Source organism: Sporosarcina sp. P37 (assembly GCF_002109365.1).
In the GTDB taxonomy this organism is placed as follows: Bacteria; Bacillota; Bacilli; order Bacillales_A; family Planococcaceae; genus Sporosarcina.
Window position 1 is genome coordinate 2,958,488 of sequence record NZ_CP015349.1, and the last position, 25,355, is coordinate 2,983,842.

General features: G+C 44.8%; 21 protein-coding genes. All 21 read left to right on the forward strand.

All coding sequences use genetic code 11. The annotated features are described in order from the left end of the window. Positions 1-22: 22 nt before the first annotated feature. The 21 genes from SporoP37_RS14765 to SporoP37_RS14865 all read left to right on the forward strand — a co-directional run bounded on the left by SporoP37_RS14765 (position 23) and on the right by SporoP37_RS14865 (position 25,186). A complete protein-coding gene (locus tag SporoP37_RS14765; RefSeq protein ID WP_085431339.1) occupies positions 23-4,330 on the forward strand; it encodes a PolC-type DNA polymerase III in 4,308 nt (1,435 codons plus the stop codon). Positions 4,331-4,471: 141 nt separating this feature from the next. Continuing rightward, the gene (gene rimP / locus SporoP37_RS14770; protein ID WP_081244396.1) at positions 4,472-4,942 is read left to right on the forward strand and encodes a ribosome maturation factor RimP; all 471 of its coding nucleotides are present in this window, start codon (positions 4,472-4,474) and stop codon (positions 4,940-4,942) included. A gap of 105 nt (positions 4,943-5,047) precedes the next feature. Then, entirely contained in the window at positions 5,048-6,235 is a 1,188-nt protein-coding gene (nusA, locus tag SporoP37_RS14775; RefSeq protein WP_081244397.1) for a transcription termination factor NusA, read from the forward strand. A gap of 21 nt (positions 6,236-6,256) precedes the next feature. After that, positions 6,257-6,535, forward strand: coding sequence for an RNase P modulator RnpM (gene rnpM, locus SporoP37_RS14780; protein WP_081244882.1), 279 nt, complete (start codon positions 6,257-6,259; stop codon positions 6,533-6,535). Continuing rightward, the gene (locus tag SporoP37_RS14785) at positions 6,532-6,879 is read left to right on the forward strand and encodes a YlxQ family RNA-binding protein (protein WP_081244398.1); all 348 of its coding nucleotides are present in this window, start codon (positions 6,532-6,534) and stop codon (positions 6,877-6,879) included. The genes rnpM and SporoP37_RS14785 overlap by 4 nt, the downstream gene beginning before the upstream one ends. Beyond that, the gene (gene infB / locus SporoP37_RS14790; RefSeq protein ID WP_085431340.1) at positions 6,857-9,160 is read left to right on the forward strand and encodes a translation initiation factor IF-2; all 2,304 of its coding nucleotides are present in this window, start codon (positions 6,857-6,859) and stop codon (positions 9,158-9,160) included. Before SporoP37_RS14785 ends, infB begins: the two co-directional genes overlap by 23 nt. Continuing rightward, positions 9,157-9,435: a DUF503 domain-containing protein gene (locus SporoP37_RS14795; RefSeq protein ID WP_081244400.1), complete on the forward strand. Its 279-nt coding sequence runs from the start codon at positions 9,157-9,159 to the stop codon at positions 9,433-9,435. Before infB ends, SporoP37_RS14795 begins: the two co-directional genes overlap by 4 nt. Positions 9,436-9,457: 22 nt before the next feature. Further along, positions 9,458-9,808, forward strand: a complete 351-nt coding sequence (gene rbfA, locus SporoP37_RS14800) for a 30S ribosome-binding factor RbfA (RefSeq protein ID WP_081244401.1) — start codon at positions 9,458-9,460, stop codon at positions 9,806-9,808. Positions 9,809-9,904: 96 nt separating this feature from the next. Beyond that, positions 9,905-10,816, forward strand: a complete 912-nt coding sequence (gene truB / locus SporoP37_RS14805; RefSeq protein WP_085431341.1) for a tRNA pseudouridine(55) synthase TruB — start codon at positions 9,905-9,907, stop codon at positions 10,814-10,816. A 12-nt stretch (positions 10,817-10,828) separates the two neighbouring features. Then, positions 10,829-11,767 (forward strand): riboflavin biosynthesis protein RibF, encoded by a 939-nt coding sequence (ribF, locus tag SporoP37_RS14810; RefSeq protein WP_081244403.1) that lies wholly within the window; start codon positions 10,829-10,831, stop codon positions 11,765-11,767. Positions 11,768-11,898: 131 nt separating this feature from the next. Beyond that, positions 11,899-12,168 carry a 30S ribosomal protein S15 gene (gene rpsO, locus SporoP37_RS14815; protein WP_081244404.1) on the forward strand — a complete coding sequence of 90 codons (270 nt, stop codon included), beginning with the start codon at positions 11,899-11,901 and terminating at the stop codon, positions 12,166-12,168. A 142-nt stretch (positions 12,169-12,310) separates the two neighbouring features. Further along, positions 12,311-14,431, forward strand: a complete 2,121-nt coding sequence (pnp, locus tag SporoP37_RS14820) for a polyribonucleotide nucleotidyltransferase (protein ID WP_085431342.1) — start codon at positions 12,311-12,313, stop codon at positions 14,429-14,431. Positions 14,432-14,506: 75 nt separating this feature from the next. Continuing rightward, positions 14,507-15,766 (forward strand): M16 family metallopeptidase, encoded by a 1,260-nt coding sequence (locus tag SporoP37_RS14825; protein ID WP_085431831.1) that lies wholly within the window; start codon positions 14,507-14,509, stop codon positions 15,764-15,766. 58 nt (positions 15,767-15,824) lie between these two features. Beyond that, positions 15,825-16,103, forward strand: a complete 279-nt coding sequence (locus SporoP37_RS14830; protein WP_081244406.1) for a YlmC/YmxH family sporulation protein — start codon at positions 15,825-15,827, stop codon at positions 16,101-16,103. Further along, positions 16,096-16,902 carry an NAD(P)-dependent oxidoreductase gene (locus SporoP37_RS14835; protein WP_158233579.1) on the forward strand — a complete coding sequence of 269 codons (807 nt, stop codon included), beginning with the start codon at positions 16,096-16,098 and terminating at the stop codon, positions 16,900-16,902. The genes SporoP37_RS14830 and SporoP37_RS14835 overlap by 8 nt, the downstream gene beginning before the upstream one ends. After that, complete coding sequence (locus SporoP37_RS14840; protein WP_081244408.1) at positions 16,875-17,465, forward strand: dipicolinate synthase subunit B; 591 nt, start codon at positions 16,875-16,877, stop codon at positions 17,463-17,465. Before SporoP37_RS14835 ends, SporoP37_RS14840 begins: the two co-directional genes overlap by 28 nt. A 117-nt stretch (positions 17,466-17,582) precedes the next feature. Next, positions 17,583-18,608, forward strand: coding sequence for an aspartate-semialdehyde dehydrogenase (locus SporoP37_RS14845; RefSeq protein ID WP_085431344.1), 1,026 nt, complete (start codon positions 17,583-17,585; stop codon positions 18,606-18,608). A 46-nt stretch (positions 18,609-18,654) separates the two neighbouring features. Continuing rightward, entirely contained in the window at positions 18,655-19,545 is an 891-nt protein-coding gene (gene dapA / locus SporoP37_RS14850) for a 4-hydroxy-tetrahydrodipicolinate synthase (protein WP_099662713.1), read from the forward strand. Between the two features lie 113 nt (positions 19,546-19,658). Further along, complete coding sequence (locus SporoP37_RS14855) at positions 19,659-21,326, forward strand: ribonuclease J (protein WP_081244411.1); 1,668 nt, start codon at positions 19,659-19,661, stop codon at positions 21,324-21,326. A gap of 88 nt (positions 21,327-21,414) precedes the next feature. Further along, entirely contained in the window at positions 21,415-23,757 is a 2,343-nt protein-coding gene (locus SporoP37_RS14860) for a DNA translocase FtsK (protein ID WP_085431346.1), read from the forward strand. A 340-nt stretch (positions 23,758-24,097) separates the two neighbouring features. Then, positions 24,098-25,186, forward strand: a complete 1,089-nt coding sequence (locus tag SporoP37_RS14865; protein WP_081244413.1) for a BMP family lipoprotein — start codon at positions 24,098-24,100, stop codon at positions 25,184-25,186. The last annotated feature ends 169 nt before the right edge of the window (positions 25,187-25,355 follow it).

Here is a 25,355-nt window from a genome sequence, read left to right on the forward strand (position 1 = left end):
CGATAGAACGGAGGAATATAGAGTGGATGCCGCCCAAAAGTTTTTAACTTTATTGCAGCAGACAGGTCTGACTGATGATCAGTTAATGAATTATTTTCAAAATGGTGAATTGAACCGAGTGACTGTTCAGAAGAAATCAAGAGTATGGAAGTTCAATATCACATTGGATGAAGTGTTGCCCATTGACGTATTCCGCTTCGTGCAGCAGCGCGTCCATGAATCATTTGCGGCGATTGCAAATGTGCATCTTGAAATGGAAGCGAGAAACAGCGGAGTAAGTGAAGAGTTAATTGCAGATTATTGGCCGCTCGTCGTGGGTGAATTGGCTGACATTTCACCGCCCATGCGCCAATGCCTAGTGGAACAAAAACCGAGACTGCATGGCGAGAAATTAATGATCACGTGTTCGAGTGATCTGGAATGTCAGACGCTGAAAAACAAATATATTGAAACACTGTCGTCATTGTATCAGCAATTCGGATTTCCAAAATTTATGTTCGATGTGTCGATTGTTGAAAATGATAAAGCAGAAGAAGAGCGCGAACAGTTTCTGAAACAGAAAAAACAAGAAGAAGATGTCCTGTCAAAACAGGCTTACCATCAGCTGCAGCAGCGTGAAACGATGAAGAGTGAGCAGGGTGAGTCCGATAAAGCGCTGATCCTTGGGACACCGATCAAGGCCGGTGAGGCGGTCGTGCCGATTCAGGAGATCCAGGATGAAGAACGCCGGCTGATCATCGAAGGTTTTGTGTTTGACGCGGAAGTGCGCGAACTGCGGAGCGGACGATCTTTGCTGACATTGAAAGTGACGGATTACACCGATTCAATATTAGTGAAAATGTTTTCACGTGACAACGAAGATGCGGAAATGATGAAATCCTTTAAAAAAGGGATGTGGGTACGCGCAAGAGGCGGTATTCAAAATGATACGTTCGTAAGGGATTTAATTATGATGGCACAGGATTTGGCTGTTATTCCATCTGTGGAACGTAAAGACAAAGCGCCTGAAGGACAAAAGCGTGTAGAACTTCACGCACATACATCTATGAGTCAGATGGATGCTGTTGTTTCCGCATCAGCATTAGTCGCACAGGCGGCAAAATGGGGACATCCTGCCATCGCGATTACTGACCATGCAAACGTACAGTCATTTCCGGAAGCTTATAATGCAGGGAAGAAGCACGGCATCAAAGTGCTCTTCGGTTTAGAGGCCAACCTGGTGGATGACGGCGTGCCGATTGTTTATGAGGAACAGCACCGTCTGCTCGAAACCGATACGTACGTAGTATTTGATGTCGAGACAACAGGATTATCCGCTGTCTACGACACGATTATTGAGCTGGCGGCTGTAAGGGTGAAAGATGGAGAGATTATCGATCGATTCGAACGTTTCGCTAATCCTCATCATCCGTTGTCTTCTGTTACGACTAACCTGACGGGCATTACGGATGATATGGTGGAAAATGCGCCTGAAGTTGAAGAAGTCATGGCAGAATTTATCGATTTTATCGGTGATGCGGTCCTGATTGCCCATAATGCCTCATTTGACATGGGCTTCTTTTATGCTTCGTGTAAGCGTGCCAAGATTGAAACAATCGCTTACCCGGTCATTGATACATTGGAACTTTCCCGCTTCCTTTATCCTGAACTGCGTAACCACCGTTTAAATACGTTAGCTAAGAAATTCGATATCGAATTAACTCAGCATCACCGTGCGATATACGACACGGAAGCTACAGCTCATTTATTTTTACGACTGCTGGCAGATACAAAGGAAAGAGGAATTGAATGGCTGGACGACCTCAATAAAAACATTGGGGAAGGGGATGCATATAAACGTTCACGTCCTTCCCACTGCACCATACTCGCTGCGGATGATGAAGGCCTGAAGAACTTATTCAAACTTGTCTCCATTTCACATATGGATTACTTTTATCGTGTGCCGCGTATCCCCCGATCATTGCTCGTTAAGTACCGCAAAGGGCTGCTGATAGGATCGGGTTGTGATAAAGGCGAAGTATTCGAAGGATTGATGCAGAAGCCGATGGAGGAAGTGGAAGAAATCGCAAGTTTTTATGACTACTTGGAGCTTCATCCGAAACCGGTCTATTCTCATTTGATGGAACTGGATCTGATCCGGGATGAATGGAATCTGGAAGATATTATGCGCAAGATGCTGAAACTCGGTAAGAAGACAGGACTGCCTGTTTGTGCAACAGGGAATGTGCATTATCTTGAAGAAACGGATGCGACCTACCGTAAAGTTCTCGTGCGCTCTCAAGGCGGTGCCAACCCGATGAACCGGCACTCTTTACCGGCTGTCCATTTCCGTACGACGGATGAGATGCTCAAAGAGTTCGAGTTTTTAGGAGAGGAAGCAGCCAAAGAAATTGTGATCGATAATCCGTTGAAAATCGTCGAACGTGTTGGCGATGTGAAACCGATCAAGGATGATCTGTATACGCCGAAAATTGAAGGCGCAGAAGAAGAAGTCCGTGAGCTGACATATTCTATGGCCCGTCATATTTACGGCGACACGCTGCCTGAAATTATTGAAGCACGAATTATTAAAGAGCTGACGTCTATTATTGACAACGGTTTTGCGGTAATTTATCTCATTTCACATAAACTGGTGAAGAAGTCTTTGGATGACGGCTATCTTGTAGGTTCGCGCGGATCTGTAGGCTCGTCATTCGTTGCAACTATGATGGAAATCACTGAAGTGAATCCAATGCCGCCGCATTACGTATGTCCATCTTGTAAGCACAGTGAATTCTTTGATGACGGATCTGTGGGCTCAGGGTATGATTTACCTGACAAAGCATGTCCGGCATGCGGAACGATGTTCAAAAAAGATGGGCAGGATATACCCTTTGAAACGTTCCTTGGATTCGCGGGGGATAAAGTGCCTGATATCGATCTGAACTTCAGTGGTGAATATCAGGCGCACGCCCATAACTACACAAAGGAATTGTTTGGAGAAGATTATGTTTTCCGTGCGGGAACGATTGGTACTGTCGCTGAAAAAACAGCATATGGCTATGTGCGGGGCTACATGAATGATAATGACATTCAAATGCGCGGGGCGGAAATTGACAGGCTGGTGCAGGGCTGCTCGGGTGTCAAACGGAATACCGGACAGCACCCCGGAGGAATCATTGTTGTTCCGGACACGATGGATATTTTTGACTTTACGCCTGTTCAATTCCCGGCGGATGACATTCAATCCAAGTGGCGGACAACGCACTTTGATTTCCACTCTATCGACAATAACCTGTTGAAGCTGGACATACTCGGGCATGATGACCCGACGATGATCAAAATGCTGGAAGACTTATCAGGCATCGATGCCAAGACGATTCCGCCTGATGACGAAGGGGTCATGGCGCTGTTTGGCGGAACTGAGTCTCTTGGTGTGACTGAAGAACAGATCGACTGTAAAACCGGAACGCTAGGCGTACCCGAATTTGGTACTCGGTTTGTCCGTCAAATGCTTGAAGAAACTAAGCCTTCCACGTTCTCTGAGTTAATCCAGATTTCCGGGCTGTCTCACGGTACGGATGTATGGCTCGGTAATGCGCAAGAGCTGATCCAAAATAAAACATGCCAGTTGTCAGAAGTAATCGGCTGTCGTGACGATATTATGGTCTACCTGATCTATCAGGGACTGGAACCGTCTCTTGCATTTAAAATTATGGAATCTGTGCGTAAAGGGAAAGGGCTGACGCCGGAGTTTGAAGAAGCGATGAAAGAGAATAAAGTGCCGGCCTGGTATATCAGCTCGTGCAAGAAAATCAAGTACATGTTCCCGAAAGCACACGCCGCTGCGTATGTACTGATGGCTCTCAGAATCGCCTACTTTAAAGTGCATCATCCAATTATGTATTACGCAACATATTTCACAGTGCGTGCAACAGACTTTGATTTGGTGACAATGTCCAAGGGCTCCGCATCGATCCGGGCGAAAATCAAAGAAATAAATGCCAAAGGGCTGGACGCGCCGCCGAAAGAAAAGAACTTAGTCGTCGTACTTGAAATTGCGCTTGAAATGGTCGAACGGGGCTTTACGATGGCAAAGCCTGATCTGTATAAATCCGACGCCACACAATTCCTTATTGAAGGGAATAAACTGATTCCGCCGTTTAACGCAGTTCCTTCATTAGGTACGAACGTCGCCAAGACAATTGTCGAAGCACGAAAAGACGGAGAGTTTTTATCGAAAGAGGACTTCCAGAAGAGAGGCCGTGTATCGAAGACGATTGTAGAATACTTGGATAATCTCGGATGCCTGGAAGGGATGCCGGAAGCAAACCAATTATCCCTGTTCTGACGGGCCGCGGACAGTTTCAACATTTGCATTGTAAAAGGCCTTGTGATACGATTAAAACAACTTTTGCTATACGTCTTGCGGAAAAGAGTGGGGCTTCCCGCTCTTTTCTGTTGTTATTTTGAATTTCGGGAGGGATACCATTTGAGTAAAATTACAGAGGAAGTCGAACAGTTGGCAAGCCCGATCGTCGAAGAATTGGGTCTGGAGCTGGTAGACATTGAGTTCTTGAAAGAAGGCCGCGATTGGTTTTTACGCGTCTACATCGATACGCCAGAAGGTAACATTGACATTGATCAATGTGCGGCTGTCAGTAATAAACTGAGCGAGGAACTGGATCGCGTGGACCCGATTCCGCAAAATTACTTCCTTGAAGTGTCTTCTCCCGGAGCGGAAAGACCACTGAAAAAAGAAGAAGATTTTGAAAGAGCCGTAGGCCAGTATGTGTTCATCAAGACATATGAACCAATTGATGGAATGAAAGAATTCGAGGGGTATCTCCTCGGATACGGACCGGACCATGCAAAAGTGGAAATACGGATTAAGACAAGAAAAGTACTGGTGACAATTGACACCGAGAAAATTGCGTTTGCGCGATTAGCGATTGATTTTTAATCCTATAGCTATAAGCACCGTTCAGCTAAAGCTGGTTGGTGCTTATAGCTGGATGATCAAAATCCAAGAGCGACAGGACGATAATGGAATGTAGGAGTGATGAACATGAGTAGTGAGCTACTCGAAGCACTGACGGCTCTTGAACAGCAAAAAGGAATATCAAGAGATGTACTAGTCGATGCAATTGAAGCTGCGCTTGTAACAGCGTATAAACGAAATTTTAACCAGGCACAAAACGTGCGTGTAGATTTAAATTTAGAAAAAGGCACCATGGCGGTTTATTCACGCAAAGACGTGGTGGAAGAAGTAGAAGACGAGCGCCTTCAAATTTCATTGGAAGATGCAAGAGTCATCAATCCTGTATATGAAATCAGCGATGTCGTAGAGGAAGAAGTCACACCGCGTGACTTTGGACGTATTGCTGCACAAACTGCTAAGCAAGTTGTGACGCAGCGTGTCCGTGAAGCGGAACGCGGTTTGATTTATGAAGAGTACATCGATCGTGAAGAAGACATCGTGAACGGAATTGTAGAACGCATGGATCCTAAAAATCTGTTTGTAGGTCTGGGAAAAGTAGAAGCGGTACTGCCGTCAAGCGAACAAATTCAAACAGAAACATATGCGCCGCACGATCGTATCAAAGTATATATTACGAAAGTCGAAAGAACAGCACGCGGACCCCAAGTGTTTGTTTCCAGAACACATCCGGGACTTCTGCGTCGCCTGTTTGAACTGGAAGTGCCTGAAATCTACGATGGAACTGTTGAAATCAAATCCATTGCACGTGAAGCGGGAGACCGTTCCAAGATCTCTGTATATACAGCGAACGAAGAAGTCGATCCGGTCGGTTCCTGTGTAGGTTCACGGGGAGCGCGTGTACAGTCGATCTCGAATGAACTTAATGGTGAAAAGGTAGACATCGTGGAATGGTCTGAAGACCCTGTGGTATTTGTAGCCAACGCGCTGAGTCCGTCAAAAGTCATTGATGTACAGGTGGATGAAGAAGAGCGTTCAACCACTGTAGTCGTTCCGGATTATCAGCTTTCTCTGGCAATCGGTAAAAGAGGCCAAAACGCAAGATTGGCTGCCAAACTGACAGGCTGGAAAATTGATATTAAAAGCGAAACGGATGCGAGAGAGCTTGGGATTTATCCGCGTGAAGAATCTCAAACAACCGATGCATCAGAGACCGGCGATGAAACATTCTTGGAGGCTTATGAGTACGAAGATGAAACACCGGCAGAATCAGCTGATGATTTTGATTTATACGCAGATGATGACACGGAAGATTGACTTGGAAAGGATTGCATGCTGATGTCTAACAATCGGAAAATCCCATTGCGTAAGTGTGCAGCAACAGGTAATATGTTGCCCAAAAAAGAAATGATTCGAATTGTCCGTACGAAAGAAGGAGAAGTATCCGTCGACTTGACCGGTAAGAAATCAGGCCGCGGTACATATGTTTCTAAAACGGAGGATGCCGTGGAAAAAGCACGTAAGCAACATTCTATTGAACAGCAGCTAGGTGTAAAAGTTCCGGAGCAGGTCTATGATGATCTCTTGCATGCAATTCGCCGAGAGGCAATCAAATGACGGATCCGACAGCTATTTATCAACTGCTGGGTATGGCTGCCCGCGCACGTAAAATCGTGACGGGGGAAGATTTAGCCGTACAAGCAGTCCGTTCACAGAATGCACAGCTGGTCATACTGTCCGCTGATGCATCGAAGAATACAATGAAAAAACTAACGAATAAATGTAATACTTACAACGTTGAGAAGCATGTATTTGGAAGTCGTGAAGACCTTGGACATGCAATTGGAAAAGAAGCGCGAGTGGTCTTGGCGCTTACGGATAAAGGATTTGCCAAAAAGTTATCCGAGCTCCTCAACGATTATAACCGGGGGTGGGCTAATGACGAAAATGAAAGTACATGAATATGCCAGATCAGTGGGCAAAACTAGCAGAGATATTGCTGATGAATTAAGTAAAAGCAATATTGTGATAAAAAGCCATATGGAAGAACTGGAACCAGATATGATATCTAAACTGGATAAGACGTTTGGCGGACTGAAAAAGCCGAATGCAGCATCTGCAGGAAAGCCCGCAAACAAACAAAACAGTCAGAGAACTGAACGTCCGGGCAATCATGCAAACAAGCCGGCTGGGAAAACACAGACTGGCGGACAATCAGCTGCTAAGGATGCGAATCGTTCTGCAGGCAGCCAAGGCGGAACAAACCGCTCAGCCTCATCACGTCCTCAGGGCCAATCTTCATCCGCTGGCGGAAATCAGCAGTCACGTCAAGGACAGGGATCAGGCGCGCCGCGTCCAGCAGGCGACGGACGTCCGGGCGGCGGTCGCGGCGGAAGACCGCCAGCACGCGGAATTAACCAGGGACGCCGCAGATATCGCCCGGCAGTACCGCCTCAGAAAATTGAAAAGCCGCTGCCGGAAAAAATTACATTTTACGAATCACTTTCAGTTGGTGAACTAGCTCAGAAGCTGGGTAAAGAGCCATCTGAAATTATTAAGAAATTATTCTTGCTTGGTGTAATGGCAACGATTAACCAAGAGCTTGATAAAGATGCAATTGAGTTAATCTGTGCGGAATACGGCGTGGAAGTAGAAGAAGAAATCCGTATTGACGTAACAGACTTGGAAATTTACTTCGAAGATCCTGAAGAGGAAGAAGAAACTCCGGGTGAATTAGAAGAAAGACCGCCAGTAGTTACAATTATGGGTCACGTTGACCATGGTAAAACTACATTGCTTGACTCTATCCGTGATACGAAAGTAACGCAAGGCGAAGCAGGCGGAATCACTCAGCATATCGGTGCGTATCAGATTAAAGTAAATGATAAGAAAATCACATTCTTGGATACACCGGGCCACGAAGCTTTCACGACGATGAGAGCACGCGGTGCGAAAGTTACGGATTTGACAATTTTGGTTGTAGCAGCGGATGACGGCGTTATGCCGCAGACTATTGAAGCGATCAATCATGCAAAAGCTGCGGAAGTTCCAATCATTGTAGCGGTTAACAAAATGGATAAGCCGACAGCTAATCCGGACCGTGTCATGCAGGAATTAACAGAGCACGGCCTCGTTTCCGAAGATTGGGGCGGAGATACGATTTTTGTTCCGATTTCAGCACTTAAAGGTGAAGGAATTGAACAGCTTCTGGAAATGGTTCTATTAGTGGCAGAAGTAGGCGAATTGACTGCTGACCCATCTATCAGAGCAAGAGGTACAGTAATCGAAGCGCAGCTTGATAAAGGTAAGGGAGCAGTCGCTACACTGCTAGTACAAAACGGTACATTGCATGTAGGTGATCCGATTGTTGTCGGTAATACGTACGGGCGTGTCCGTGCAATGGTCAGCGATCTTGGGCGACGCGTGAAAGAGGCTGGTCCATCTACTCCTGTAGAAATCACGGGACTGAGTGATGTGCCGCATGCAGGAGATCGTTTCGTCGTATTTAAAGATGAAAAAACTGCTCGTCAAATTGGTGAAACTCGTGCTGGAGAAGCACTTCAGGAACAGCGCGTAGAAAAAACGCGCGTGACGCTTGATAACCTGTTTGATCAAATGAAGCAAGGCGAAATGAAAGAATTGAACCTGATTGTGAAAGCAGATGTACAGGGTGCTGTGGAGGCAATGGCGGCTTCTCTTATGAAAATCGAAGTAGAGGGCGTTAACGTCAAAATCATCCATACAGGTGCCGGCGCAATCAATGAGTCTGATATTTCACTGGCAGCTGCTTCCAACGCCATCGTTATTGGTTTCAACGTACGTCCGGACACCAATGCCAAACGTGCTGCTGAAGCAGAAGGTGTAGACATTCGTCTGCACCGAGTGATCTATAAAGTGATCGAAGAAATTGAATCTGCAATGAAAGGTTTACTGGATCCTGAGTATGAAGAGAAAGTAATCGGTCAGGCAGAAGTTCGTGAAACGTTTAAAGTTACAAAAATCGGTACGATTGCAGGAAGTTATGTAATCGACGGTAAAATTACCCGTGACGCTGGCGTTCGTGTACTGCGCGATAATATTGTAATCTTTGAAGGTGAGCTTGATACGCTGAAACGTTTTAAAGATGATGCAAAAGAAGTTGCAAAAGGATATGAATGTGGTATCACAATTAAAAAATTCAATGATATCAAAGAAGGAGATATCATCGAAGCATTCGTAATGGAAGAAATCAAGCGAGTATGATTGTGTACGCGGAATGTTCGTTCTACATCCCGGCAGCCGCTTCGTTGAAAGAAAAACGTGCAGTGTTGAATAGGATGCGTGATCGGGTGAAAAACTCCTACAATGTATCTGTTGCAGAAATTGATCATCAGGATTTATGGCAGCGAACTACTTTTGCTTTAGTGGCTGTCGCATCTTCTAAAGATGCGGCTGAACGCGAAGTGCGAAGAGCGATCCGCCTGTTTGAATCTAATCCTGATTGGGAAATGACCGCGTGTACAGTTGACTACTTATGAGCAAAAAACGAGGTGAATTGCCATGTCAGTGCGTGCCAATCGTATAGCTGAACAAATGAAAAAAGAATTGGGCGATATTATCGGCCAAAAGCTGAAAGACCCGCGCATCGGATTTGTAACAGTGACAGGTGTAGATGTTACTGGAGACTTGCAGCAGGCGAAAATCTTTATTTCTGTGTTGGGTACAGATAAAGAAAAAGAGGATTCGTTAATCGGGCTTTCCAAAGCAAAAGGTTTCATTCGGTCGGAAATCGGCCAGCGGATCCGTTTGCGTAAAACACCTGAAATTGAATTTGAAATGGATGAATCAGTTGCTTACGGTAACCGGATTGAAAGTCTGATCCGTAAAGTGAACGATGAAAACGAACAATAAACGAGAGGAGGAAGTTCATAGTCGCTCAGGCGGCTTGACTTCCTCCCTTCTTACATAGAGCAAGTATTTACAATGAACTGAGGAAGGAGGAGTATGATGCACGGTATTCTGCCATTATGGAAAGAGAAAGGCATGACATCACATGATTGTGTGTTTAAACTGCGGAAGATCCTGCGTACTAAAAAAGTAGGGCATACGGGCACACTGGATCCGGAAGTGGAAGGTGTTTTGCCAATCTGCATTGGAAGAGCAACAAAAGTAGCTTCTTATATCACGGATGCAGGGAAAGAATACATTGCGACTGTTTCAATTGGCCGCGCTACAGAAACGGAAGATGCGCAAGGGGAAACTGTAGCAAGTGACCTGACGCATAAAGAATTTTCCAGGGCACAAATTAACGAAGCGCTCGCGCAGCTAACTGGAGAAATTACACAAATCCCTCCGATGTATTCCGCGGTAAAAGTAAACGGCAGACGTCTGTATGAATATGCAAGAAAAGGTATCGAAGTAGAACGTCCCGTACGTAAAGTACATATCGATCAAATAGAACTGCTGGGTGAAGACCAGCAATTCAGCGGAGAAGAAGTGACATTTTCCATTAGAGTCCGGTGCGGAAAAGGAACGTATATCCGCACGCTGGCTGTGCAAATAGGAGAAATTTTGGGCTATCCTGCACATATGCATTCGTTAGTCCGGACTGTTTCGGGTAACTTTGACCAGTCTGACTGTAATACATTGGCCGACGTCGCCCAGCTGATGGAAGAACAAAACATTCAGAGTATTTTGCGCCCTATCGAGGAAGTGTTGACGGATTTCCCGCAGCTGCAAATAGATGAACAACTGCTGGAATCAATACGGAACGGCCAAGTACTCCCGGCGGTCCCATTGCTGGCTGAGCATCCATCCATCGTGATGATGTTTGAAGGGCATGTGCTGGCGATCTATCAAAATCATCCGACAAAACCCGGATTAATGAAGCCGGAGAAAATGCTGCTGGGCAGTGAGTAAGGAGAGATAGAAATGGAAATCTTTAGATTACGATATCCTGATCAGGTAGACATTGGAAAACAACAGGCCTATTCTTTAGCTATCGGATTTTTTGACGGTGTACATAAAGGTCATCAAGAAGTCATTTGCAGCGCAAAAAAAACGGGTGATGAACTGGGATTGCAGACTGCAGTCATGACGTTCGATCCGCACCCGTCGCAATTGTTTTCAGGCAAAAACGTCGGCTATATCACACCGCTGGATGAAAAGGTGCGTGTGCTTGATTCACTCGGTATTGATGCACTGTTCATCGTCAGTTTCGACTGGGAACTGGCAGGCCTGTCACCGGAACGTTTTATTGAGATCTTCATTAAGGGGCTGGGAGTGCAGCACGTGACAGCAGGCTTTGATTTTACGTTTGGCTCAAAAGGTTCCGGAAAGATGAAAGATATGCAGGAGCTGTCGGGAAATATGTACGGCACAACGGTAATTCCTAAAGTGACATTCGCTGAGGAAAGAAAAGTTTCTTCCACGGAAATTCGCAGACTCTTGTCTGATGGTAATGTGGAAGCGGCTGCAGAACTGCTCGGCCGTCCGTTCCGCACGCTTGGTGAGGTGGTGCACGGTGAAAAACGGGGACGGCAACTGGGCTTTCCGACAGCAAATATTCAAACAGCTGAAGAGCATGTCGTTCCTGCGAACGGCGTCTATGCGGTACGCTGTCTGATTGGGGATACTTGGTACCCCGGTGTCTGCAATATGGGGGTTAAGCCGACGTTTCATGATCCCGAGCATAGGATTCCTACCGCAGAAGTGCATCTGATAGGTGAAGAGATGGATCTCTACGGACAGCGAATAGCGATTGAATGGCTGCATCGAATACGTGCTGAGAAAAAATTTGATTCACTCGAAGCGCTGAAAACACAAATCGGGATAGATAAGCAAACTGCAAAGGACTTATTAACCGACTAGTTGGTTGTTGCAACTGACAGAATGCCGTGATATGATACAATAGTGTTCAATACACGAACCGCTTCTTGGCAAAACGAGTCACCAACGTTTGCTCGGGAGATGGGGATACTTTTATTTAGGAGGTGAAAAGGATGGCTATTACACAAGAGAGAAAAGCTGAATTAATCAACCAATTCAAGACTCATGAAAATGATACTGGATCTGCTGATGTTCAGATTGCTATCCTTACTGAAGAGATCAATAACCTGAACAACCACTTGCGTACGCACAAGAAAGACCACCACTCACGTCGCGGTCTGTACAAAATGGTAGGTACACGCCGTCGTCTATTGAGATATCTGCGTGAAACTAATGTTCAACGTTACCGTGATCTTATTGCATCACTTGGCTTACGCCGTTAATAAGACTGAGAAGCGGGCTTTGCCCGCTTTTTTCTATGGAATGAAGATAAGAAATATCGCATAGATGCGTCTTTTTTGATACACTATATCTACTTACATACCAGTATGATGTTTCAGTTTTACAATAGAGAGGAGTTCTACAATGTCAGAACAGAAAAAAGTTTATACACTCGATTGGGCTGGACGTACGCTAACGATCGAAGCCGGCCAACTTGCAAAGCAAGCAAACGGTGCTGTACTCGTCCGCTACGGTGATACGACAGTACTTTCTACGGTAACCGCTTCTAAGAAACCAAAACCTCTAGATTTTTTCCCGCTTACAGTTAACTATGAAGAACGTTTATACGCAGTTGGTAAAATTCCTGGAGGATTTATCAAGCGTGAAGGCCGCCCATCAGAAAAAGCAGTGTTGACGAGCCGGTTAATTGACCGTCCGATCAGACCTTTATTCCCGGATGGCTTCCGTAATGATGTGCAGGTGATTTCACTTGTTATGTCGGTGGACCAAGATTGTTCTTCAGAAATCGCAGCGATGATCGGCTCTTCCTTGGCATTATCAATTTCAGATATTCCGTTTGACGGCCCAATTGCAGGTGTTCAAGTCGGCCGTATTGACGGCGAATTCATTGTTAACCCGACACCAAGTCAGTTGGAAACATCTGAAATCGATTTGATTGTGGCAGGAACAAAAGATGCGATCAATATGGTAGAAGCAGGAGCTAAAGAAGTTACTGAAGAAATCATGCTTGAAGCGATTATGTTCGGCCACGATGAAATTAAGAAGCTGATTGAATTCCAAGAGAAAATTGCTGCTGAAATCGGCAAAGAAAAGTTCGAGGTCGAAGTATTCGAATTTGACGCAGATATTATCAAAGAAGTGAAAGACCGTTGTGAATCGGATTTAATTGCAGCGATCCAAACAGAAGAAAAGCATGCACGTGAAGAAGCTATCAGCGAAGTGAAAACAGCAGTCCTTGATTACTATGAGGAATCGGAAGCTGATGAAGATACCATTAAACAAGTGAAAGCAATCCTTGAGCAAATGCTGAAAGATGAAGTGCGCCGTCTGATTACAGACGATAAGGTCCGACCGGATGGCCGCGGACTTGACGAAATTCGTCCATTGTCATCTGAAACAGGCCTTCTGCAGCGTGCGCACGGTTCTTCTTTATTTACACGCGGCCAAACGCAAGTATTAAGCGTTTGTACGTTGGGTGCGCTAGGTGAAGTTCAGATAATTGACGGATTAGGCTTGGATGAATCTAAGCGATTCATGCATCACTACAACTTCCCTAACTTCAGTGTCGGAGAAACAGGGCCGATCCGCGGACCGGGCCGACGTGAAATCGGGCATGGAGCATTAGGCGAACGTGCATTATTGCCGGTGCTGCCTGACGAAGTGGAATTCCCTTACACAATGCGCCTAGTGGCGGAAGTTCTGGAATCCAACGGTTCATCTTCACAAGCATCCATCTGTGCGTCAACAATGGCTATGATGGACGCGGGCGTTCCGATTAAATCACCGGTTGCCGGAATTGCTATGGGCTTAATTAAAAAAGATGAAAACTATTCCATTTTGTCTGATATTCAAGGAATGGAAGACCATTTAGGTGATATGGACTTTAAAGTTGCAGGTACTGAAAAAGGAATTACTGCACTGCAAATGGATATTAAAATTGATGGTTTGTCCCGTCAAATTTTAGAAGAATCCCTGGAGCAGGCGAAAATCGGGCGTATTAAAATTCTTAATCATATGATGACGACTATTTCTTCAACACGTGAGGAATTATCTGAGTATGCACCGAAAATTGTAGTAATCCATATTAAACCGGATAAGATCCGCGATGTAATCGGACCGGGCGGAAAAGTAATCAATAAAATTATCGAAGAAACGCAAGTTAAAATCGATACTGAGCAAGACGGAACGATTTATATCGCATCACCAAACTCTGAAATGAACGCAAAGGCCAAGAAGATGATCGAAGACATCGTGCGTGAAGCAAAAGTCGGGGAGTACTACCTCGCGAAAGTGAAACGCATTGAGAAATTTGGCGCATTCTTGGAGCTATTCCCTGGTAAAGATGGCTTGCTTCACATTTCTGAAATCCAGGAAGCCCGCACGAAGGCTGTGGAAGACGAATTGAAGCTTGACGATGAGCTGCTTGTAAAAGTTATAGAAATTGACAGACAGGGCCGGGTTAATCTTTCCCGTAAAGTTGTTATTCAAGAAGAAAAAGAAAAAGAACAAGCGAACAAAGAGTAATCAATCAGACAAAAAGCCTCTTCCTGCACAAGTTGCGGCGAAGGAGGCTTTTTGTACTTTGAAGGAGTGAAGCCGATGATTCAAAAATATACATGTTCAAACGGTGTCCGCATCGTTCATGAGAAAATGCCGCACGTAAAGTCCGTTGCAATTGGTCTGTGGATACATGCAGGCTCATCAAATGAAACAAAAGAGCAAGAAGGAATTGCACACTTTATCGAACATATGCTTTTTAAGGGGACAGCTGCACGAAGTGCCCGAATGATTGCAGAACAGTTTGATCAGATTGGGGGCGACCTCAACGCATTCACTTCAAAAGAAATGACATGCTATTACACGACAGTGCTGAGCCATCATGCCTCATACGCATTAACCATTTTATCGGATATGTTTTTCCACTCTCAGTTTAAAGAAGAGGAAATGGAAAAAGAAAAATCGGTAATATTGGACGAGATCTCTTCTGTTGAAGATATGCCGGATGAAGACGCCGATGAAAGGCTTTGGGCGGGAATGTTCCCTGATGATACAATCGGGAAGCCGGTAGGCGGGCGTGCGGAGTCGATTAAGGCATTCACAAAAGAAATGGTTGAAGAGTTCATGGTAAAACATTATCGTCCGGAAAACCTAGTAATTTCAATTGCGGGAAATTACGATGATCGTCTGATTAAGTTGATTGAAGCGAATTTCGGCAGCTATCAAAGCAAAGAAACACCGTCCATTACTATATCTGAAAGCGCTGTTCCGAATTTCACAGCACAGAAAATCCTAAAAGCAAAAGATATAGAACAAGCGCATATGTGCTTTGGCTATCCGTCTCTTCCTTCGACTCATGAAAAAATATATGAATTAAGTTTATTTGACAGTATCCTTGGAGGGACGATGTCTTCGAGGCTATTTCAGGAAGTCCGGGAGAATCGGGGACTCGCTTATTCGGTGTATACGTATTATGCTGCATATAAAAATGCAGGCGGTTTTGTCATTTATTGCGGTACATCTCCCGAAAACTTTAAGGAAACGTATGAAACGATCGATCAGGTCATCGCAGAACTGCTGCATGACGGACTGACAGATAAAGAGCTGCGCAACGCAAAAGAACAGCTGAAAGGAAGCTTTGTGCTTGGCTTGGAAGGTTCAGAATCACGCATGTACAGAAACGGCCGAAATGAACTGATACTTGGCTTCCATCAGAACATCGATGAAGTGGTCGATAGAATTGAAAATGTGGAAAAGCGTAATGTGTACCGATTGGGTCAGCAAATGTTGGCAAGTGACCGGGCTGCGTCAATCATTGCTCCTAAATCAAATATTCAGCAATTTAAAATACTGCAGAACTAGTCGACTTCTCCCTTCTTAAACATATGATGAAAGAGACCATATGAGAAGGAGGACTCCGATGCGATTATCAGAACTTGCACAAAAAGAACTGATTCAAGTAGAAGAAGGGATGCGGTACGGATTTTTGGCCGATACAGATCTTCTATTCAACCGCCAAACAGGAGAAATCATTGGATTTGAAATTCGGAAAAAGTTGGGTAAAACTCTTTTCCGTCAGCGTGATCAAGACGTGATTGAATATATTCCATGGCATGAAATTGTTTTGGTGGGAGAAGATCGTATTTTATTTGGAAAAACGCATGAACTCGACAGAAAGGAAGTGGAAGGATATGACTAAATGGCTTGTGGCGGGCACGGATCAGCGATTGAAGCTAGCGAATGATTTATTGCTTGCGGCCGGTCTTACGAGTCAGTATATAGCTGCTGACTCGTTTGATGACCAGCTTAAACAGATGCTGATTGACGAGCGGCCCGATCATCTTCTGCTTCCTTTATTGCCGATGGAACCATGCATCCCCGCGGAATATCTGAAAGAAGGCTGTTCTGTCTACACAGGGCAGTCATCTGCACAATGGAGACAGGAATTGAGCAAAAAAGGAATCCGGCATATCAATTATTTACAGGATGAACAATTCATCTGGAAAAATGCCCAACTAACGGCAGAAGCATTCGTTCACGTATTTTATGAGCAAACGAAGCGCCAAATTGCAGGAAAGCAATTTTATATTGCCGGTTTTGGCAGGGTGGGAAAAGCAATTGCGCATACATTGCATCAAATGCAGGCAAAAGTCATCATCGCGGCCCGTTCGGATGAGCAGCTGGCGGAAGCTCATATGCTCGGATACGGCACGCAGCGTTTGACAGAGCGTACAGAATTCTCCCGCGGCTATCTGGTAAATACCATTCCTGCACAATGGCTCCGCGCCGATCAAACAGGCACTGTGCATGTGTTTGATGTTTCTTCGGCTCCTGGTTGCCTAAAGCATGGCGAATTCTCTGAATACTATACGATACACCTCAAATTGCCCGGGAAACATTTTCCCGAGGACGCGGCAGCTGTCTTGGCTGAAGCGGTTTTGAGAATGAGTATAGATGAAAGGGGAACCAGATGCTTAAAGGAAAACGAATCGGATTAGGAATTACTGCGTCACATTGCACATACGACCAACTGCTTCCGATGATCAGTTCATTGCAAAAAGAAGGGGCGGCCGTTGTTCCGATTATTACACATTCTGTGCTTCATGCAGCGACACGCTTTGGTACGGGGGAAGAATGGATTAAACGGATTGAAGATGCGACAGGGGAAAAAGTCGTGTCAAGTATTGTAGAAGCAGAGCCGTTTGGGCCGACGAATCCGCTCGATTGCATGGTGATATCGCCGCTTACAGGAAATTCGATGAGCCGGCTGGCCAATGCTGCAACTGATTCGCCTGTGCTGATGGCGGCAAAGGCTACGCTGCGTAACGGCAAACCGGTTGTACTGGGTATTTCGACAAATGACGCACTGGGATTAAACGGCATGAACCTCATGAAACTGATCAATATGAAAAATGTTTATTTTATTCCGTTCGGGCAGGATGATTGCATGAAGAAACCAAACTCCCTGATTTCAAAATTTTCTCTGCTGCCGGAGACAGTAGCTTCGGCTTTAAATCATCAGCAGCTGCAGCCATTATTGATAATTCATGATGATGCATGAAAATAGATTTTTAAATTCTGCAAAATATGTTATAATTCGTTCAATAACAATTAACGAGACGCGGATGATACTATTTGTCCCAAATATTACTTGTTAATCATTGAAAGGAAGATATAGATGAAGAATGTTAATGTTGCAATTGTCGGAGCGACCGGAGCGGTAGGAACGAAAATACTTGAGAAATTGGTTGAGCGGAATTTCCCAGCCGCGTCTATCAAGTTATTAGCATCCAAACGTTCTGCGGGCAAAGAAATCAAAGCTGGCGGGGAGACGTACGTTGTAGAGGAAACAACGCCGAAAGCTTTTGAAGGTATTGACATTGCATTCTTTAGTGCAGGCGGGAGTATCTCTGAAAAATTTGCACATGATGCAGTGAAAAGCGGAGCAGTTGTCATAGATAACACGAGTGCGTTCCGTATGGATCCCAATACACCGCTCGTCGTTCCGGAAGTGAATCCGCACGAATTAACTAATCATTCCGGAATCATTGCGAATCCGAACTGTTCCACTATTCAGATGGTGGCCGCACTGAAGCCGATTAAAGATCAGTACGGTCTGAACAGGCTGATTGTCTCCACGTATCAGGCTGTATCCGGTGCAGGTGTAGAAGCGATCGACGAACTGGCTGAACAAAGCAAGCAATTCACTGACCGCACTGACATACAGGCGGAAGTGTTGCCGTCAGCTTCAGCGGCGCGCCATTATCCGATCGCTTTCAACGCGATTCCGCAGATTGATTCATTTGGTGAGTCGGGCTATACATTGGAAGAGCTGAAAATGATCAATGAAACGAAGAAAATATTTGGAGATCAGAACATGGCAGTAGCGGCAACATGTGTCAGATTACCGGTGGTATCGGGTCATTCAGAATCGGTCTACATTGAACTTGATCAGGATAACGTCACAGTAAAGGATATCCAGTCACTGCTTGAGAAAGCGCCAGGAATCGTATTACAGGACGATCCTGCGTCTCAAACCTATCCAATGCCTTTGTACGCAGAGGATAAAGATGAAGTATTCGTTGGAAGAATCCGTAAAGATCTCGATAACCCGAAAGGATTCCACTTGTGGATTGTATCAGATAATTTACTCAAAGGTGCTGCGCTCAATTCTGTGCAGATCGCTGAAGCATTGATCAAATAATTCGGGCAGTTAGAGTAAAGAATGATAATGAAAAGGAATGATCAATGTGCAACTTGGAAATATCGGAACAGCAATGGTCACTCCTTTTTTTCCTGACGGTACGATTGATTATGAGCAGACAGCAAAACTGCTTGAGCATTTAATCGCAAATGGGACAGATTCAGTCATCGTCAGCGGTACGACCGGTGAATCACCGACACTTACTGCGGAGGAAAAAAAGGAATTGCTTGATTTTGTAGTAAAAACGGTAAATAAGCGGATTCCCGTCATTGCGGGTACAGGGACAAACAATACAGCCGAGTCAATGGAATTGACGAAAGCTGCCGAATTGTCTAGCGCTGACGGAATAATGCTTGTGACCCCCTACTACAACAAGCCTGATCAAAAAGGTATGTACGCGCATTTTTCGAAAATAGCGGGTGTCACGACATTGCCGGTGTTGCTTTATAATATTCCAAGCAGGTCTATCGTCAACCTTCTTCCTGAGACGGTTATTGCATTATCAAAAATCGATAATATCAAAGCGGTTAAAGAAGCCAGCGGAAGTCTTGAGCAAATGGCTGAGATCATTGAAGGTACAGCTGAAGATTTTGAAGTATACAGCGGTGATGACAGCTTGACGTTGCCATTGCTTTCAATCGGAGGAAGAGGAATTATATCCGTTTCGTCCCATGTGGTTGGCAATGAAATGCAGCAAATGATTCAGGCGTTCCAAAATGGCAGATTAAAAGAGGCTGCGGATATCCACCGTTCTTTATTGCCGGTATTCAAGGCGCTTTTCTCTGCTCCGAATCCGGCGCCTGTAAAATACGCATTGAAAAGGGCCGGTGTATCTGCCGGCGGCGTGCGTTTGCCGCTCGTTGCAATGGATGCAGATGAAGCATCGCTGATCGATGCAGCACTCGAAAACTTTCATAAAAAAACGGGAAATGTGTAATAAACTAAAGCCGGACGACCAATCCGGCTTTTTTTGTTTGTACTGAGCACCTGTTATCTCGTATAATGGAGTTTAGTCGTTGTGGGCGGGAATAGAATATAGGAGGAAACAATGTGACCAAAATACAAAATGAAATAATTAGAGTGATTCCACTGGGTGGAGTAGGGGAAATCGGAAAATCCATGTACATCGTTGAAATCGATGATGAACTGTTTATTATGGATTCTGGATTAATGTTCCCGGAAACAGAAATGCTTGGAATTGACTTCGTTATACCTGATATGACGTATCTGGAAGAAAATAAAGACCGGGTGAAAGGGATCTTCTTAACGCACGGCCATGAAGATGCAATTGGATCCATTGCATATCTGTTGCAAAAAGTACAAGCCCCGGTTTACGGAACGAAATTAACATTAGCTTTGGCGAAAGAGCATTTGAAAAAAATGCCTGCACCGTCTAATGTCCGATTCTTTGAAGTGACTAATAAAAGCCGTATGAATTTCAAGCGCACGCATGTAACATTCTTTTACACGACGCACAGTATTCCAGACTCTTTAGGAATCGTTTTTCACACGAGTGAAGGTGCAATCGTCAATACGGGTGAATTTAAATTCGACCAGGCTGCAAAAGGAAAGTATCGTCCTGATTTTGCAAAAATGGCTGCCCTTGGTGAAGAAGGCGTCTTTATTCTGATGTCAGATTCTACGGAAGCAGAGCGTCCGGGCTATACAACATCCGAGTCTGTGATCGAAAAACGTCTGTCCAAAACGTTCCATGAAGCGCAAGGGCGAATATTGGTGGCGTTATATGCATCAAACTTCATCAGAATCCAGCAAGTCCTTGACCAGGCAGCCGCAAAGAAAAAGAAAGTTGCGGTCATCGGTAAAAGTCTGGAAAGCTATTTTGAGGTAGGAATTCGCCTTGGCTATTTACAGGTGGAAGAGGATATTGTGATTCCGGTGAAAGATATGGATAACCATGATGACCAGGATATAGTCATTATCGTAACGGGCAACCAGGGTGAACCGCTGGATGCGCTGGAAAAGATCGTACGCAAACATCATAGAGAAATCAATATTAAGAACACAGATACCGTGCTGATCACATTTACTCCGTCGCCTGTCATGGAGATTTCCATGTATAAGATGATGAATGAACTGTCTAAAGCAGGCGCAACTGTCCTGACTTCCACTCGTAATGTGCACGTTTCGGGCCACGGCTCTGCGGAAGACTTGAAAATGATGCTGAACTTGATGCAGCCAAAATACTTTATTCCAATTCAAGGTGAATACCGTATGCTGATTGCACATTCCAAGCTGGCACAAGAAGTCGGTTTGCCGAAAAACCGCATCTTCATTGCAGACAAAGGCGATATTGTAGAATTCAAGAATGACAAACTTCGCATGGCCGGAAGAGTTCAGGCGGGCAATGTTCTGATTGATGGTATTGGTGTAGGTGACGTAGGGAATATCGTCTTGCGTGACCGTAAGCTACTATCACAAGACGGGATTTTTACAGTCGTCGTCACGTTAAACAGAAAGCAAAAGCGAATTGCTGCAGGTCCTGAAGTCGTTTCAAGAGGCTTCGTCTACGTTCGTGATTCGGAAGAACTGTTTGAAGAAGCGACAAAGCTTATTCGTAAGATTGTCGAGAAGTATGTGAATAAAGAAACGTTTGAATGGACAAACATTAAACAAGAGATCCGTGAAACGTTAAGTTCTTATTTGTATCAGCAAACGAAGAGACGCCCGATGATTATTCCCATCATTATGGAATACTAATCCGCATCGTTCGGTGATAAATTAACTAACCAGTGGATTTCCATGCCTTCTTGGCTGGAAATCTTTTTTTCAGAAAGGGGGTTGGCAAATGGCGAAGAAACGGGCAAAAAAGAGAGCCCCGGCAAAGAAAAAACAACAAAAAAAACAGCAAAGTCAGATGCAGCCGCTTTGGTTTGAAATACTGGGTGTCGTACTAATTGGCATAGCGATCATCATGATATTTGAGTTCGGAATAATTGGCAGCGGACTTTCAGCATTCTCCAGGTTTTTATTAGGGAACTGGTATGTGGCTCTGCCATTTTTAATTATTGTGCAGGCATTAATATTTATGATTAAACGGCAGGTTGGCGGATACAAGCATCGCATCGTAATCGGCTGTCTATTTATTTTAGCCAGTATGCTGCTGTTCAGTCATGTCCATCTGTTTCAGACTTTGTATGAAAGTAAAGTACTAATGTCGAATTCCGCGCTGAAGGAAACGTGGAAGGTTCTTGTTACCAACGGAGGAATCCACGATCAGACAGGCACATTGGGCGGCGGTATGCTGGGGGCTGTGTTGTTTGCAATGTTCTACTCACTCGTAGATTCCTCAGGCGCCACAGTAGCGGGGGTGCTGCTGCTCTTGATCGGTATTATCCTGCTGACAGGCAAGGCGCTAATTCCGTATCTGGTTGAACAGACACCCATCTTTATTAATAGTGTGAAGAAAAAGTGGGCAGCACGGGAAAAGAAGCCTGTTAAGTCACCGGAAGCACAGCGTAAAGAAGGTATGCGCAGCAGCAGAAAGTCGAAACAGAAAACGGCGGAGCCGACTGTGGCAGAAATGATTCCAGTAGAGCCGGAGCCCGTCAGTGAACCGATTATTTCAAGTTTCACATCAAAAATAGAACAAGCGCCTCCGCTCGAAAAAGCAGAGGAAAGTAATGAGACTAAAGAAGAAACGCCGGAAGCAGACCTAAAAGATCCGGCAGCTGATTTTCCGGTGATGGGCGGAGAACAGGAAAATGAAGCATATATACTTCCGTCAACGAGTTTACTTGAACCGCCTGTGTCAAGTGATCAGTCAGGAGAGTACGATCTGATTCAGGCAAATGCTAAGAAACTGGAGAAAACATTCCTTAGCTTCGGGGTGAAGGCGCGTGTCACTCAAGTACATTTAGGCCCAGCTGTAACCAAATATGAGATTCTTCCTGATTCCGGTGTTAAAGTAAGCCGAATCGTCAGTCTGGCAGATGATATTGCTTTGGCGCTGGCGGCAAGCGGTATTCGTATCGAGGCTCCAATTCCAGGGAAATCAGCAGTAGGGATTGAAGTGCCGAATCATGCAGTGGCAATGGTCAGCCTGCGTGAAGTGCTTGAATCAAAAGAAAACAATCGTGCACAATCCAAGCTGCTTGTCGGACTTGGCCGTGATGTAACCGGACAGGCGATGATGACCGAACTCAATAAAATGCCTCACGTATTAATTGCTGGAGCGACAGGAAGCGGGAAAAGTGTCTGTGTAAATGGAATAATTATGAGCATCATCATGCGGGCGAAGCCGCATGAAGTAAAAATGATGATGATCGATCCGAAAATGGTAGAACTGAACGTCTTCAATGGGATACCGCATTTATTGGCCCCTGTCGTTACCGATCCGCGAAAAGCAGCACAGGCACTGCAGCGTGTGGTATCTGAAATGGAACGCAGATATGAATTGTTTTCTCATACAGGTACCCGAAATATTGAAGGGTATAATAATCATATTGAACAGTGGAATGAAGAGCATGACGAGAAACATCCACGCATGCCGTATATTGTAGTAATCGTTGATGAACTGGCCGACTTGATGATGGTTGCGTCAAGTGATGTCGAAGACTCCATCACCAGACTGGCACAAATGGCGAGAGCGGCAGGCATACACCTGATTATCGCAACACAGCGTCCGAGTGTTGATGTTATTACGGGGATCATTAAAGCAAATATTCCTTCCCGTATTGCTTTTGCGGTATCTTCAGCTATTGATTCACGGACTATTCTTGATGGAAGTGGTGCAGAAAAGCTGCTGGGGCGCGGAGATATGTTATTCCTGCCTGCCGGAGCTTCGAAACCGACACGTATCCAAGGTGCTTTTGTTTCGGATGAAGAAGTCGAATCGGTAGTCAATTTCGTTATTGAACAGCAAAAAGCACAATATCAGGAAGAAATGATTCCCACTGAGGTGGAAGTAGTCGCACCGCATGAAGAAACCGATGATTTATACGATGAGGCGGTCCAAATGGTAGTGGATATGCAGACCGCTTCCGTGTCGATGATTCAGCGCCGGTTCCGGGTAGGATACGCGAGAGCTGCCCGTATTGTCGATCAGATGGAAGCCCGGGGTGTTGTCGGGCCGCCGGAGGGCAGTAAACCAAGACAGGTAATGATCGGTCAGTCAGAACTTGACTTGTGATGGCTGACGGAATAGATGAATAAATCGAAAATGTCCGTGATTTTAACTAGATATTTCCTTCCGCCTAAGAAAATGATATAGTAAAGGCGGAAGGAAATGTGTGTTCCAGGGAAATGCAAAAAGCAGATTATCTCATATTTAGAATCTGGTAAAGCGCTCTCATACAATGCATTTTTGCCTAAGTAATCATATTACCGACAACATAACAGCGAATAATGATTGAAGGTTCTATTATTCACTGGGAAATGGCAATTAATTTGCTTTAAATAGGCATAACCGGGTATAAGACGTATAACGTCCTGATTTCATACCAAAATTATTTAAGGGGAGGTCATTGTTGATGAAAAAGAGAAAATTCGGTCTGGCTATGTCTTTAGTGCTAGCCGCAGGCACAATGCTGGCAGCATGTGGTTCTGATGATAAGGGCAAGAACGAAGCTGGGGAAAAACCGGCTGCGGGGAATGACGGTGAAAAGAGCGAATTCTCACTTGCCATGGTAACGGACGTAGGTGGAATTGATGATAAATCATTCAACCAGTCTGCATGGACAGGCGTTAAGGAGTTCGGTGAAGAACAAGGATGGGAAAAAGGAACCGGGGGGTACGATTACCTTCAGTCAACTGGCCCGGGAGATTATACAACGAACCTTAATAACTTGGCACGTCGTGATTTCAACTTGATTTTCGGAGTAGGTTTCTTAATGGAAGATGCAATTGCTGATATTGCAGCGCAACAAAAAGATACTCAATTCTCGATTATTGATGGTGAAGTAGATGCGCCGAACGTAGCAAGTATCCTCTTTAAAGAACAAGAAGGCGGATACTTAGCCGGGGTAGCAGCTGGGTTAATGACAAAATCGAATAAAGTTGGTTTCATCGGCGGTATGGACAACCCGGTAATCGAACGTTTTGAAGCCGGATTCATTGAAGGCGTTAAAGCAGTCAAGCCCGAAATCAAAGTAGACTCTAAATATGTAGGTGCATTTGATAAAGCGGAACTTGGTAAAGCAGAAGCTGGCCGTATGTACTCTTCAGGCGTTGATATTATTTTCCACGCTGCGGGCGGTACAGGCAATGGTGTATTCTCTGAAGCAAAAGAGCGTAAGCAGGCTGATAAAGATGCATATGTCTGGGTAATAGGTGTTGACTCTGACCAGTATGAAGAAGGTAAAGTCGGAGATGATAACGTTACACTTACATCTATGCTGAAGCGTGTTGACGTAGCGGTTAAAGATATCGCGAAATTGGCAATGGAAGGTAATTTCCCAGGGGGAGAAACAAAGGTTTACGGTCTCCAGGATAACGGACTTAAACTTGCTGATTCACGCGGTGCCATTCCAAAGGAAGTAACAGATCAAATTGACGAGTATGCTCAAAAGATCGCGGATGGCGAAATTGAAGTACCTGAGTTTGTAGAAAAAAAGAAATAAGCTCTCAAAACAATAAAGGCCGGTTTCAAATCGGCCTTTATTTCATTAAATTAATAAAATAAAGGTTCTCTGACATATTGGTCCGGAACTTTTATTTTATTAATTTGTAAGATTAATAAGGAAATAATATAGAAAATACGTAGGTATGCTTCACATCTTGTGTAAATGC

Excerpts from the sequence above, each read along its gene's own strand:
- nusA (WP_081244397.1), top strand. The coding sequence starts at position 5,048 with ATGAGTAGTGAGCTACTCGAAGCACTGACGGCTCTTGAACAGCAAAAA.
- rnpM (WP_081244882.1), top strand. The coding sequence starts at position 6,257 with ATGTCTAACAATCGGAAAATCCCATTGCGTAAGTGTGCAGCAACAGGT.
- SporoP37_RS14785 (WP_081244398.1), top strand. The coding sequence starts at position 6,532 with ATGACGGATCCGACAGCTATTTATCAACTGCTGGGTATGGCTGCCCGC.
- infB (WP_085431340.1), top strand. The coding sequence starts at position 6,857 with ATGACGAAAATGAAAGTACATGAATATGCCAGATCAGTGGGCAAAACT.
- SporoP37_RS14795 (WP_081244400.1), top strand. The coding sequence starts at position 9,157 with ATGATTGTGTACGCGGAATGTTCGTTCTACATCCCGGCAGCCGCTTCG.
- rbfA (WP_081244401.1), top strand. The coding sequence starts at position 9,458 with ATGTCAGTGCGTGCCAATCGTATAGCTGAACAAATGAAAAAAGAATTG.
- truB (WP_085431341.1), top strand. The coding sequence starts at position 9,905 with ATGCACGGTATTCTGCCATTATGGAAAGAGAAAGGCATGACATCACAT.
- ribF (WP_081244403.1), top strand. The coding sequence starts at position 10,829 with ATGGAAATCTTTAGATTACGATATCCTGATCAGGTAGACATTGGAAAA.
- rpsO (WP_081244404.1), top strand. The coding sequence starts at position 11,899 with ATGGCTATTACACAAGAGAGAAAAGCTGAATTAATCAACCAATTCAAG.
- pnp (WP_085431342.1), top strand. The coding sequence starts at position 12,311 with ATGTCAGAACAGAAAAAAGTTTATACACTCGATTGGGCTGGACGTACG.
- SporoP37_RS14825 (WP_085431831.1), top strand. The coding sequence starts at position 14,507 with ATGATTCAAAAATATACATGTTCAAACGGTGTCCGCATCGTTCATGAG.
- SporoP37_RS14830 (WP_081244406.1), top strand. The coding sequence starts at position 15,825 with ATGCGATTATCAGAACTTGCACAAAAAGAACTGATTCAAGTAGAAGAA.
- SporoP37_RS14835 (WP_158233579.1), top strand. The coding sequence starts at position 16,096 with ATGACTAAATGGCTTGTGGCGGGCACGGATCAGCGATTGAAGCTAGCG.
- SporoP37_RS14840 (WP_081244408.1), top strand. The coding sequence starts at position 16,875 with ATGCTTAAAGGAAAACGAATCGGATTAGGAATTACTGCGTCACATTGC.
- SporoP37_RS14845 (WP_085431344.1), top strand. The coding sequence starts at position 17,583 with ATGAAGAATGTTAATGTTGCAATTGTCGGAGCGACCGGAGCGGTAGGA.
- SporoP37_RS14860 (WP_085431346.1), top strand. The coding sequence starts at position 21,415 with ATGGCGAAGAAACGGGCAAAAAAGAGAGCCCCGGCAAAGAAAAAACAA.
- SporoP37_RS14865 (WP_081244413.1), top strand. The coding sequence starts at position 24,098 with ATGAAAAAGAGAAAATTCGGTCTGGCTATGTCTTTAGTGCTAGCCGCA.